This window comes from Paraburkholderia fungorum, from assembly GCF_046027215.1.
In the GTDB taxonomy this organism is placed as follows: domain Bacteria; phylum Pseudomonadota; class Gammaproteobacteria; order Burkholderiales; family Burkholderiaceae; genus Paraburkholderia; species Paraburkholderia fungorum_D.
The window spans coordinates 2,898,979-2,910,921 of the sequence record NZ_JAQQEN010000002.1 but is presented as its reverse complement, the minus strand read 5'-3'; the positions used below and the strand labels follow the sequence as shown (position 1 = coordinate 2,910,921).

The window sequence follows — 11,943 nt, the reverse complement described above, 5'->3', positions numbered from 1 at the left end:
GAGATTCTGGAATGGTTGAGGTTGCTCGCGTTCGTTCATTGCTCGAGGCGCGTCGTCCAGGCTACAGCCTGGAAGGCGCGTTCTACACGGACCCCGCCATGCACGAACTCGACGTCGACGCGGTATTTTCGAACGAATGGCTGTTCGCCTGCAACGTGGCCGAAATCCCGCATGCGGGGGACTACATCACGCTCGACATCGGCAAGACGCCGGTTGTGGTGGTGCGTGGCAAAGACGGCGAAGTGTCGGCGTTCTTCAATACCTGCCGCCATCGTGGTTCGGTCATCTGCACCGAGCCCGCGGGGCACGTGAAACGCCTGGTTTGTCCGTACCATCAGTGGGTCTATGACCTGGACGGCACACTGGTGAACGCACGCCAGATGCCCGCGGATTTCGACCGTCATGCGCATAACCTGCGCACGGTGTCCGTCGAAGTGATCTGCGGGATGGTCTATGTCTGTATCGCCGATAATCCGCCCGATATTGCCCGCTTTAAGGCCGCCGTCACGCCGTATATCGCGCCGCATCGGCCGGAGCGCACCAAGGTCGCGCATTCGGAGACGATCATCGAGGAGGCGAACTGGAAACTCGTGATTGAGAACAACCGCGAGTGTTATCACTGCGTGGGCAATCACCCGGAGTTGCTGGCGACGCTGATCGAATTCGCATTACCCGACGATCCGCGCGCAAGCCAGGATTTTCAAGCGTTGATGCAGGAGAAGTCCGCGTTGTGGGAGAGTCTTTCGTTGCCGCATCTGCCGGCGGACGGTGGCACCGAATTCCGTTGCATCCGTTTGCCATTCCATCGCGGCGCGGTTTCGTTCACTGCCGATGGAGGGCCTGCGTGCGCGCGGCTGCTCGGTGATTTCAAGGAACGCGATCTGGGTTCGGTGCGCATGTTCAGGGTGCCCAATAACTGGAATCACTTCCTCGCAGACCACATCATCCATTTCCGCGTTTTGCCGTTGTCGGAGAGCCGGACGGCGCTCAAGACGACCTGGCTCGTGCACGAAGACGCGGTAGAGGGCGTGGATTATGACGTTGAAACCCTCACGCAGGTATGGCGCGCCACGAACGCGCAGGACGCGACGCTTGTAGCGAACAATCAACGCGGCGTGAGTTCGAAGGGGTATCGGCCGGGGCCGTACGCGCCTTCGGAGTTCATGCTGAGCAACTTCACCAACTGGTATGCGCAGAAGCTGTCGGGCTTCGTGCCTCTGAGCGATACCGACCGGGGCTCTGACCAAACACTCTTTTGAAAGTCGAACTAAAGGTGGTTTCCGACGCGTAGCCGACGGCGGCGGCGATGCTCGAGAGATTGTCGTTGCCCGTCTTCAAGGCGTCCCTCGCGATCGTCATGCGCCAGCGGATCAGATATTCCAGCGGCGGCAAGCCTACGAGATCTTTGAAGCGCTCAATAAACGCGGTGCGCGACATACCGACCTTCGACGCCAGTTCCTCTACTTTCCAACGACGTGCTATTTCTTCATGCACCATCCTTAGCGCGGAGCCGATCCGTGGATCCGACAACGCACCTAGCCAGCCCGCTGATTTCGGATTGGCGGCAAGATGAGCCCGCAGGATATTCACCAGCACGATATTCGCGATGCTGCCCGCCATTGCTGCCGCTCCGGGTCGAACGGACTCCGTCTCCGCCCTGATCAATTCGAGGGCTGCACTCAACGATCTGGCATCCGGAGAATCCGCGGAGACGAGAACGAGCGGGGGCAGCAAATTGAGCAGCAACCCGCTCATGTCATCGTCGAACTCGAACCGTCCTCCGACGCTCATCGCGTGCATTTCTCCCCGTCCATACCGAACAATTCCGTCCGGCTCCAGGTTGTTAGCAAGCACCCTCTCTCCGTCGTGCGGTTTCACGCCGGGATCGCTGGCGAAACAGTACGGTGATCCGTCAGTGAGGAGACAAAAGTCTCCTGCCTTCATTTTCGCGGGCTCGGTGATGCCTTCAATCCACACCCATCTGTTGCCCTTGATGACGCCGACGAATTTGATATGACGATAGGCAGCAAATCTCAACGCCCAAGGTTCAGCAGCCTCAAAGCGTGCCGAAAGCACACTCCTGACCTTCAGCAGGGAGAACACGTCGGAAAGCGGATCCATGGGAAATATGTACGATGCGATAGAAAATTTGATCGATTGATTATGGATCGAACACAAGCCGTGAGCAAGAATGGTTGCATGGCGTAGTCCAAAGCCATCAATCCGCTTCCATCCGTCGGCGATCCAGAGGAACGCTTTACGCGTCACACCATCGGGTTTCGTCGGCGCTCATAGGCACTAGTCAAAAATGTCTCAGATCCAATTCACAGGTAGCAAAGACGAACTTGTCGCCCGTCTTATCCCCTTACTGCAAGAGGTCAAGGACATGACCGCGGGCACCGAGGTCGAGCAATGGCTGAACGAGAAATACGGCGTTGAAAGCGAGTTGTACAAGGACCTGGCGCGACTGGTTACGCTCGGCGTGCAGGTGGGCTGGGCGGCCGATGTCGAGGTCGCGGGCCCGCGTTATCGTCGGTCGCTAGTCGGTATGCCCAGCGCGGAGACGTTCTTCTTTAGCATCACCGCGGTGCTGCTGGACAGCACAGACAACGTCCAGAACAACCCCGAGGGCAGCTTCCGCGCCGGCTATCACTTGCACCCGTATGGCGAGATCAATCTGGTGGTCCCGCTCAACGACGGCGCTGCGCTCGCAGGTCCGAACGGCTGGTGTTATGGCGGCTGGACGGTGCCCGCGCCGGGCAGCCACCACTTTCCCGAAGTCAAGGGCGGTGCCGTCATCTCGCTCACTTTCCTGCCCGCGGGGCGGATTGCGTTCGACGTCAAACCGCCGCATTAGTCGCGTGTGGTGCCGCGTCTGTAACTTGTGCCTTCTGCGTGGACATGCACGCGACCGATGCGCGCAACGGTGGCGAAACCGATCGCCGACTGGCGGCCGTGGTCGCCTGGCGCGAAACGCCATTTTTCACGGACCGCGAGTCTCAGACAGACATCTGCACGAAAATGGCACTGGATCCCGAGGCCGATTCCTGCGCGACGTTGCGATCAACTGTGCAATGTCTTCCTTCTGCTCGCCGAGCCCGGGCACTTGTCCTGACTCCAACAACGCTGGGATACCGACAGGGCTCTCGGCAGTGACTACTGTGGTTGGGAGTAAGGTTTTGGAAATCACGGAAGGTTTCTGTTATCCGGTCGGTGATGAGCGCACCATGTGCAGTAGGGACTGTCCACCCGGCACCGCCGCCCCCTGCCGATTTTTTGCTGTCCCCGTCTTTTCGGAGCCCGGAGCCGCATTCACAACTCTTGCTCACCGCACCGGTTCAATCCATGTTCAATCGTTCAAATTTCCTATTGCATTGGACATATTTCGCCGGAGTTCACTCCCGGCTCGATCGTTGACGATCCTCGCTCAGTAAGCGTATGGCCAGAAAATGGCCGCGAACCGAAGACCGCGGGCAACATGCGTGCGGTAGCAGGCGTTATTCCTCCACGCTGTTAGCGAACTGCAGCGCAATAGGCCTATTTATTCCCGAAGGAATCAACTGTTTTTCAACCTCGGCCATTTACCCAGAGGGCTTGTCTGCAGACAATCATCTCTACTCCTGGGTGATGGCGACATGTGCCGACACTTGTCCGCGGAACGCAAAATTACCGTTTGAAGAGATGCCTTTCGGAGCGCCCGTCGCACGCCGTATGCATCCAGAAGACCTGGCGTGTCGTCCCAGCCGCGGACAGCAAGCGCAGATTCGCGACGCGGGCCTGTGTCGTGGCGCGCTGGGGATTGTCACCCACGAATGGATTAGAGAGAGCGTATTGTGAGCAAAGTGTCTGATAACCGCGCTTCGCGTGACAGTCCCCAAGGCTTGCGGACGCCGTGGGGCTACATTGTGTGCAGCCTCGCGTTGATTCTGCTGGCCGTTAGTCCGGCGATCATATGCGCCTACCTTGCGCAGACCTCAGCAAATTGGCATCTATTTGAACGGTCCGGGTCGATAATAACGATTACCGGCCTTCTGTTCGCATCGGGCCGCTATTTCGAGCACACCGTGACGGATCTGGTTGTCTCCCGCACAAAGGAGAACGCCGGCTCCAAGTCTGAAAAAATTCTGGGCGACATCCTGGCTACCAGACGCGGACTGACGCTTTCGGCGTTTGGGACGCTCATTTGGGGATACGGAATATTTCTGCAATGGTGGAGTTTCGGCGTGCTGGCGCTGTGGATGGCATTTGTAATCTACCGGGCATTTCATGACCCGGTTTTGCAACGCCGCCGCGGCGACGTGTTGGCACTCGGCTCGCAGCGTACGCCAAAGAGACGGTTTCGAAGAAATCTCAAAGGCTGGACTGCGCGACCTGTTCGATGAAGGATCGCCGCTGTCCGAATGCACCATCCATTCCGCAACATCGCCCGGCGCATCCATGAGCCGCGTCCACTAGGCGCGTACAGATCGAATCCATACTTTTTCAACTGGGCCTCGCGCTGCCCGGCGATTACATTCGATGTAATTGGCGCACCGCGCAGCCGCTTCTACTCTTTGACTGTCGCGCCACCGATCCGGTGGCGCTCACCGTCAAGGAGTTACCATGTCCAGCTATCCCGTTCACACGATCGAGTCTGCCCCTGCGCAATCGAAGTCCGTGCTCCAGCAACTGCAGCAGGCGTTCGGACTGATCCCGAATATCGCGGCCAAGATGGCCGCTTCACCGGTGCTGATCAATGGATTCATTGGCCTGTTCGAGCGCGTGCATGCGAGCAGTCTGACGGAGCCGCAGATCCAGACGTTGTTGCTGACCAACGCGGTCACGAACGCCAGTGAGTGGCCGGTCGCGTTTCACACCGCGCTCGCGTTGAAAGAGGGCATACATCCCGCGGATGTAGATGCAATCCGGCGCGGCGGCCTGCCTGGTGACACCAGACTGGCCGCGCTATCAATGCTGGCGCGTACGTTGATCGACAAGCGCGGCCGCCTGACTGTTTCGGATCAGAGCCGCTTCCTCGAAGCAGGGTTCAGTTCCGAGCAGATACTCGAGGTCATCGCGGTGGTTGCAGCATCGACTATTACGAACTACACCGGAAGCGTTACGCAGCCCCCACTCGAAGCGCCGTTCGAGGAATTTGCCTGGCACGCGCGCGTACCCTGAGTCCGCCATAGTCGACCATCTCGAATAGGGAAATCCAATGAACGTCACCAGTCCCGACCCGAAAGTGCCGCCGAGTGAACTTGGTAGTTTGTTGCGCTATTGGCGGGACGTGCGTGGCGTGAGTCAACTCGATCTGTCGTTCGAGGCCGGCGTCTCGCAGCGCCAGATCAGCTTCATTGAAAGTGGACGCAGCGTGCCGGGTCGGGACACACTACTGACCCTTGCACAGACGCTCGATGTGCCGCTGCGCGAGCGCAACGCACTGCTGCTCGCCGCTGGATACGCTCCCGTCTATTCGGAGGCGCCGTGGAACGCACAGGAAATGCACAGTGTCATCCGCGCGCTTGAGCGGGTCATTGCCCAGCACGAACCGTTTCCGGCGATCGTGATGGACCGTCACTGGAACGTGCTGATGACCAACGATGCAGCGCCTCGCTTCTTTAGCCACTTTATTGACATGGCTTCGCGAGGGGGCAAGCGCAACATGCTGCACCTAATGTTCGATCCTCAGGGGATGCGTCCATTCCTGGCGGACTGGGACAATGTCTCGCGAAGCTTGCTGCAGCGCGTGTATCGCGAATCGGTCGGTCGCGTGATCGACGAAGGCACAAGGCGTCTTCTCGACGAATTACTTGCGTACCCTGATGTGCCACGCGACTGGAAGGCACATCCTGCGTCAACTGCTACGCCCACGATGCCAGTCATCCCGCTTGGTTTCATTAGCGAGGGCGTGGTTCTTCGCTATTTTTCGATGGTAACCAGCGTTGGCGCACCGCAGAATGTCGCCGCGCAGGAGCTGCGCCTCGAATGCATGTTCCCCGCCGATGATGCAACCGAAGCACGCCACCGGCAACTGCTTGCAGCGCATTCAAGGGATTGGTAGCCTGGAAACTCGCGACTGGCAGCCACGGATTCTCTGATGTGAGGCCGGCATGCCCGCTCACCACAGCACAGAGGTCGTTCGACAGCGGCAATCGCGAACGGCCGCTGTGACGTCGACGAATACTACTTTCGGGCTTTTTCGGTTAGCCCTACGTCGCGCTTGCGCTGAATGTCGGCACATTTGTCTCCCAACCTGCTGTCAGGAGAACTTCGCATGGATGAGATCAGCGGTATCGTTCGCGGATTTATTGAGGAAGTTTTGAACCAGGGGCGTATTGACGCCACCGGTATGTTCTTCTGGGAGGACATGGTAGAACAGGCCCCGTTCCCCGGACAGGGCCCCGGACTCGAAGGCCTCAAGGACGTTCTGCGGGGCATGCGCGCGGCGTTTCCGGACATGCACTGGCGTATTGAGGAGCAACTTTCTGACTCAGACCGAGTGCTGACCCGTTTCGAATGGACGGGCACGCACAGTGGAGAGTTTCTCGGCGTGCCCGCCACCGGGCGTCCAGTACGCGTCTGGGGCATGGTCATCGATCGCGTTCAAGAAGGCAGGATCAAGGAGAGCCGCATTATCATGGACACGCTCGGATTGATGGTGCAACTTGGTGTGGCCGGGACACCGGGCCATTAAAGCGGGGACGCGCTTGACCATACTTCGCAGTGGTTTACGTCCAGGAGCGTATTGCGCCGCGCCACAATGCGACACTGTCCAACAGGATGATGACGCATTGACGCGGTCCGTCCGTTCTCCGTGCGCAGACGCCGATCGAATGTTCGTGTGAATGCGTGTCCATCGTTCGTAGTTCGTAGTTCGCCGCGAGCCGCTCGATTCGGTTGACCCACGCAACCACACTACCTCTCTTGCAGTGATCGGCTGCACCCGACCCTAAGCGACCCTCTCCGACTCGATGCGAGCGCTATGGCAGCTTCCAAACTGGAACTGCCAGGGGGTTAGTTCAGGCGATGACCTTCTGCTCCCCGGCAGCCTGCTCGCGCATGCGACGGGCTTCGTCGCGCAGGAACTGCTGGTAATCGTCCAGATCGCCGTCGAAGGGCTCGACGCCACCCTTGGTAACGAGCCAGAACTCGTCACATACCGCGCGCAGCAGCGACCGGTCGTGACTGACCAGCATCACTGTGCCTTCGAATTCGTTAAGTGCCATGCCTAGCGCTTCGCGTGTGGCCAGGTCGAGGTGGTTGGTAGGCTCGTCGAGCAGCAGCAGGTTGGGGCGCTGCCACACGATCATGCACAACACGAGCCGCGCCTTTTCGCCGCCGCTCATCGTGCTGACCGCCTGATGGACCATGTCGCCACTGAAGTTGAAGGTGCCGAGGAAGGTGCGAAGTGATTGTTCGGTGCCACTCTGGCCGGGGGCACGCAGGTTCGCCGGCGTGTCCTTGGCAAGGCGGATCATGTGTTCCATCGGCGTGTCGAGAGGACGCAGCACGTCGAGTTCCTGCTGTGCGAAGTAGCCGATGTTCAGGCCTTTGCCTTCGCTGATTTCGCCGGCGATCGGCGCCAGCTCGTGCGCCACCGTCTTCACCAGAGTGGACTTGCCTTGGCCGTTGGCACCGAGAATGCCGATGCGCTGCCCGGCCAGCACGGATCGGTTGATGCCCCGCACGATGACCGTCGGCGGTGTGCCCGGCGGTGCGCCGGTGGGCGCCGCGTAGCCGAAGCTCGCGTCCAGCATCGACAACAGCGGGTTCGGGACGTTGAGCGGCTCCTTGAACTCGAAGGTGAACTCTGCGTCGGCAAGCACGGGTGCGATTTTTTCCATGCGTTCGAGCGCCTTGACCCGGCTCTGCGCCTGCTTCGCCTTCGAGGCCTTGGCCTTGAAACGGTCGATGAATTTCTGCAGGTGGGCGATCTTGTCCGCCTGCCTGGCCATCGCGGCCTGCTGCAACACCAGTTGCTCGGCGCGCATGTCTTCGAACTTGCTGTAGTTGCCGCCATAACGCACAAGCTTGGCGTTGTCGACGTGCACCGTCACCTGCGTCACCGCGTCGAGGAATTCGCGATCGTGGCTGATCACTACCAGGGTTCCCTGATAGCGCTTGAGCCACGCTTCCAGCCAGACCAGCGCGTCGAGGTCGAGGTGATTGGTCGGCTCGTCGAGCAACAGCAAGTCGGACGGGCACATGAGCGCGCGCGCCAGTTGCAGGCGCATGCGCCAGCCGCCGGAGAAACTGTTGACCGGCTGGCCAAGCTGCGCAGCACTGAAGCCAAGACCCTGGATCAGCGCTTGAGCACGCGCGGGGGCATCATGTGCACCGGCGTCGTGCAGGGCCATGTAGGCGTGCGCCATGCGCATGCCATCGTCGCTGGCCTCAGCGGCGGCTACTTCGGCCTGCGCGGCCAGCAGTACGGTGTCACCCTCGATGACGAAGTCGGTCGCACTCTGCTCGGTCTCCGGCATTTCCTGCGCGACCTGGCCCATCTTCCATGCAGCGGGAATCGAGAACTCGCCGCCGTCTTCGTGCAGCGTGCCGTTGAGAAGGCCGAAGAAGGACGACTTGCCGGCACCATTGCGGCCGACAAGGCCAATCTTTTCGCCGGGGGTGAAGGTGACGGACGCGCGGTCGAGTACGACATTGACGCCACGGCGCAGCGTGACATTACGGACGGAAATCATAAGGAGCTACTTCGGAGAGGATAGGCATGATAGCCCACCGGACGTACGGGGCTGTCTCTTTTCTGGCCGCACGAGTGAAGAGCCGCTTGCGCTTTGCGGCGCCCACCGGCCGCAAAGCGAGGCAGGCACTGGCGCACCGGGCGTTCCGGCTGCGGGGCCAGCCAACAGACGGCGAGTGACGGTTGCTGGCCTGTAGCACGCATCCGACGTGCGCACAGGGGGAGGCGGTCCTCCCCGGCCAGAACAAAAATTAGACTCCGATCAATCAATTGGAGTCCGCCATGGAAACCAAGCAAACTCGGGAGCCTTGGAACAAAGGCAAGTTAATCGGGCAAAAGCCACCGCTGAAGCCGAAAGAAATCTGGCCAATACGGATTCATCTCCAGAATGCCCATTCGGTTCGCGATCTGGCGCTGTTCAACGTCGCAATCGATAGCAAGCTGCGCGGCTGTGATCTCGTCAATCTCCGTGTGCGCGATGTCATGCACGGTAGTCAGATGTTGCCGCGAGCGATGATCGTGCAACGTAAAACGCAGCGGCCCGTGCAGTTCGAGCTAACCGAGCCAACCCGGACGGCCGTGTTGGCATGGATTGACAAGGCTCACTTGAAGGCGGAGCAGTATCTATTTCCCAGCCGCCTTCGAACCGGCCATTGCAAACTCTAGCGCTCGGGCAACTGCATTGAGCCGTATTGCCGACTGCACGTCACCGAAGCCGGCAATATTGGAATTGCCCAAACCACTTGGGGAGAAACGCGACCATGGCATCGCCAATCCCTGCAATAAAAGCCAGCAAACAGAAGGATTGCAGCGGAAATGCGCCACTTCGGGTGACACTGCATCCGCTGCTTGCACTCGAACAGCAGTGGTTACCAAACGGCCGGCTCAATCGTGATGATGTCCGGGGTCGTTGCAGACACATGCGTAGTGTGAGTCGTTCCACGCATTCCCGAGAATGATGCTGCAGAAGTTCATGCGACGAAAACCTGGATCCTTGAGTGCCAGCACGTCGTCGTTAACGGTGCCAAACGTGGAGTCCGGCCGGTGCTTCATGCCCTCATTGAAGGCGTTGATGATCTGTTCCTTGAAGTTCTCGCCGCGCGGGTGCGCAGCCACCACGACTTTGCGCTGTTCCTCGGTGAACTCGTCGTATGCCAGGCCGAGCACGTCCATCTCGACACCCGCCGTCACCAGTTGGACCACGGGTTTCTTGAACGGCGGAATGCCCGGCGTGGTATGCAGGGCGATGGCATCCCACACGAGGTCGATGTCGTCTTCGGGGATGCCGTGCTGTTGAAGGAAGCTGCGTGCCGCATTCGCGCTATCCACCTCAAAGCGGTTCTGCGATGTAAGGAATTGCCCGGTAAGCCCCATGTCGTGGAACATCGCACCGATGTACAGAAGCTCCGGGTCGTACTTCAACTGCTTGCGCTCTCCGGCAAGGGCGCCAAAAAGAAAGACGCGAGTGGAGTGATGAAACAGCAGATCCGACTCTGTGTCACGAACGAGTTCGGTGGCTGCACGTGCCATCGTGCTGTCGGGAATCCTGATTCCTGCGATCGTCGTCATGTTTCGTTGCTCCAATAAGTGCCTCGTCTCCCCATCCGTCGTTCGGCGGTTTGAGGAGGCAACGTTGAGAATTGGGTCTTTTCGAAGGTCCGGATCGTCACTCGTCTGGTTGACCGCGCTGCCTCCGCCTGTCTTAACCGCCGAATTCCTTGCCTAACGAAAGCCCGCACCCAAAGTATTGGACTCCGGCTGCTGATTATCAAACTAATCGATGCACGGAACACAGCCAACAAAACGCCGTTTGCTGCCAAATCCGGCCTCCGCCCACTTGCCTGCTACAGGCGAAGCCGGGCGGATGGAAACGCTCTGACCTGATGTAGCACCTCTCGAACAAGCAAGGTTTCCTTGCTGGTTTATCTTTTGGTTAGCCCGCGTGTGCGAGGGCGCGTGTCGTGCAAACCTTGGGGCGGCCGGTCGCGCAGCAGCAGGGGCATCAAACGCCGGTTGGCTGTCTGCGCCGCCCACTCGCAATACGCGGCGCTGCCGAGCACCCAGCCTTCGAGCGTCGACTGCATCAGGTTATTGACCTCGCGTTCGTCAAGAGGCTGTACGCCCAGATCGCGGTAAGCCTGGTGGCGCTCGAACGGCGTATTGCCGAGCGCCCGGTAGAGTGGATGGTCCTTCATGAAGTTATCGACACGCAGCCCGATGTGGTGCGTGTAGCTAGACCACTGGTAGTTTCCCGGCTCGGCTACAAGGCCGTTGCGCACCGGCGCATGATCGATGACCTGGCTCGCGAGCAGGAAATACCGATCGGGCTCAATCACTGTTGCCCGGTACCCGCCACGCCACACCGTACCGCGGCATCCATGGCGGCGGTTAAAAGTCTCGATATAGCGACGCCCGATCGCCTGCATCGCCACGGCCACGCTCCACTCGTATGAAGGCGTGACGAGGAACTGTATCGCGTCAGGCATAAGTACCCATGCGTGGACTGCCAGATCGGCGACGCGCGCTGCGTCTGCCAGGCAGGCGAGGAAGTATCGGTAGTCTCCTTCGTCCAGGAATGCGGGACCCGTGAGTCCCTGCAAGATAACGCGCTGCGGTTGTTCTGGGACGTAGTGCCGTGCAAGCCGTGTCATGCTGAATTAACCGGAAATCCGATGTGGGAAAGCGATCCGACAGATATCGAACGCGCGACAGAGCGTCACGTATGTATAGGACAAAATTCTATCCGTCTTATGCGTGCGTCCGAATCACGAACAGGCCTTTTTTCTGGCCTCTTTTCGTTGATTTGCCGACCGCTACACGCATCTTTTCGATGTCTCCACTGAATAGCGGCGCCGTGCTATCAGGACGGACTCGGCTGCTGTTGTGAGGGGCAATCTACAGACGAATGGCCGAGACCCGGAAATTGGCGCCACATGGAGCGGTGGTTTAACCGTACTGGATAAGTCGCAAGAGGTGTCTTCGGTGGCTGGAAGTTAAGGCGCGGAACGCGCACCTTGAGCGCTTGGCCAGTGGCTGCAAGATTTTGCCAATTCCTCACGCGAAAAATCCGGATTGTTGCACGGAGCCGCGTGGCGAGGTTTCTCGATGCGTTGGGCAGTCGAAGGTCGGCTTCCGAGAATAACAACTAACGGCTCAGGGTCGTACTGAGCCAACCGCGTCAGGCAACGTCCGGCCAGTTTCTGTCACTCGATGCGAATGGCCGGGTCGTTGAGAATCAGACCATGCCTGGTTGAGACGCGAGT

Annotated in this window: 9 protein-coding genes and 3 pseudogenes; 8 read left to right on the top strand and 4 right to left on the bottom strand. The window is 59.4% G+C overall.

What is annotated here, in order from left to right:
- Positions 1–11: 11 nt before the first annotated feature.
- Positions 12–1,259, top strand: coding sequence for an aromatic ring-hydroxylating oxygenase subunit alpha (locus PQR27_RS33450; protein WP_408527823.1), 1,248 nt, complete (start codon positions 12–14; stop codon positions 1,257–1,259).
- On the opposite strand, the gene PQR27_RS33445 is transcribed toward PQR27_RS33450, so the two are convergent.
- The gene (locus PQR27_RS33445; RefSeq protein ID WP_408527822.1) at positions 1,177–2,268 is read right to left on the bottom strand and encodes an AraC family transcriptional regulator; all 1,092 of its coding nucleotides are present in this window, start codon (positions 2,266–2,268) and stop codon (positions 1,177–1,179) included. The two genes, PQR27_RS33450 and PQR27_RS33445, sit on opposite strands and share 83 nt — an antisense overlap.
- Before the next feature lie 40 nt (positions 2,269–2,308).
- On the opposite strand from PQR27_RS33445, the gene PQR27_RS33440 reads away from it, so the two are divergent.
- The 6 genes and pseudogenes from PQR27_RS33440 to PQR27_RS33415 all read left to right on the top strand — a co-directional run bounded on the left by PQR27_RS33440 (position 2,309) and on the right by PQR27_RS33415 (position 6,676).
- Positions 2,309–2,857 carry a 4-hydroxylaminobenzoate lyase gene (locus tag PQR27_RS33440; protein ID WP_408527821.1) on the top strand — a complete coding sequence of 183 codons (549 nt, stop codon included), beginning with the start codon at positions 2,309–2,311 and terminating at the stop codon, positions 2,855–2,857.
- Positions 2,740–2,997, top strand: a pseudogene (locus tag PQR27_RS33435) (carboxymuconolactone decarboxylase family protein); the annotation flags it as partial. The gene PQR27_RS33440 and the pseudogene PQR27_RS33435, both read left to right, overlap by 118 nt.
- Before the next feature lie 923 nt (positions 2,998–3,920).
- Entirely contained in the window at positions 3,921–4,382 is a 462-nt protein-coding gene (locus PQR27_RS33430; RefSeq protein WP_408527820.1) for a hypothetical protein, read from the top strand.
- Positions 4,383–4,602: 220 nt separating this feature from the next.
- Complete coding sequence (locus PQR27_RS33425; RefSeq protein ID WP_408527819.1) at positions 4,603–5,160, top strand: carboxymuconolactone decarboxylase family protein; 558 nt, start codon at positions 4,603–4,605, stop codon at positions 5,158–5,160.
- A 37-nt stretch (positions 5,161–5,197) separates the two neighbouring features.
- Positions 5,198–6,043, top strand: a complete 846-nt coding sequence (locus tag PQR27_RS33420) for a helix-turn-helix domain-containing protein (protein ID WP_408527818.1) — start codon at positions 5,198–5,200, stop codon at positions 6,041–6,043.
- Positions 6,044–6,256: 213 nt separating this feature from the next.
- Positions 6,257–6,676, top strand: coding sequence for an ester cyclase (locus tag PQR27_RS33415; RefSeq protein ID WP_408527817.1), 420 nt, complete (start codon positions 6,257–6,259; stop codon positions 6,674–6,676).
- 325 nt (positions 6,677–7,001) lie between these two features.
- Here PQR27_RS33415 and PQR27_RS33410 read toward each other — a convergent pair whose 3' ends face one another.
- Positions 7,002–8,681 (bottom strand): ABC-F family ATP-binding cassette domain-containing protein, encoded by a 1,680-nt coding sequence (locus PQR27_RS33410; RefSeq protein ID WP_408527816.1) that lies wholly within the window; start codon positions 8,679–8,681, stop codon positions 7,002–7,004.
- A gap of 281 nt (positions 8,682–8,962) precedes the next feature.
- Here PQR27_RS33410 and PQR27_RS33405 point away from each other — a divergent pair.
- Positions 8,963–9,322: pseudogene (locus PQR27_RS33405) on the top strand (site-specific integrase); the annotation flags it as partial.
- Between the two features lie 243 nt (positions 9,323–9,565).
- Here PQR27_RS33405 and PQR27_RS33400 read toward each other — a convergent pair.
- Positions 9,566–10,249 (bottom strand): HD domain-containing protein, encoded by a 684-nt coding sequence (locus PQR27_RS33400; RefSeq protein ID WP_408527815.1) that lies wholly within the window; start codon positions 10,247–10,249, stop codon positions 9,566–9,568.
- Between the two features lie 364 nt (positions 10,250–10,613).
- Positions 10,614–11,331: pseudogene (locus tag PQR27_RS33395) on the bottom strand (transposase).
- Positions 11,332–11,943 lie beyond the last annotated feature (612 nt).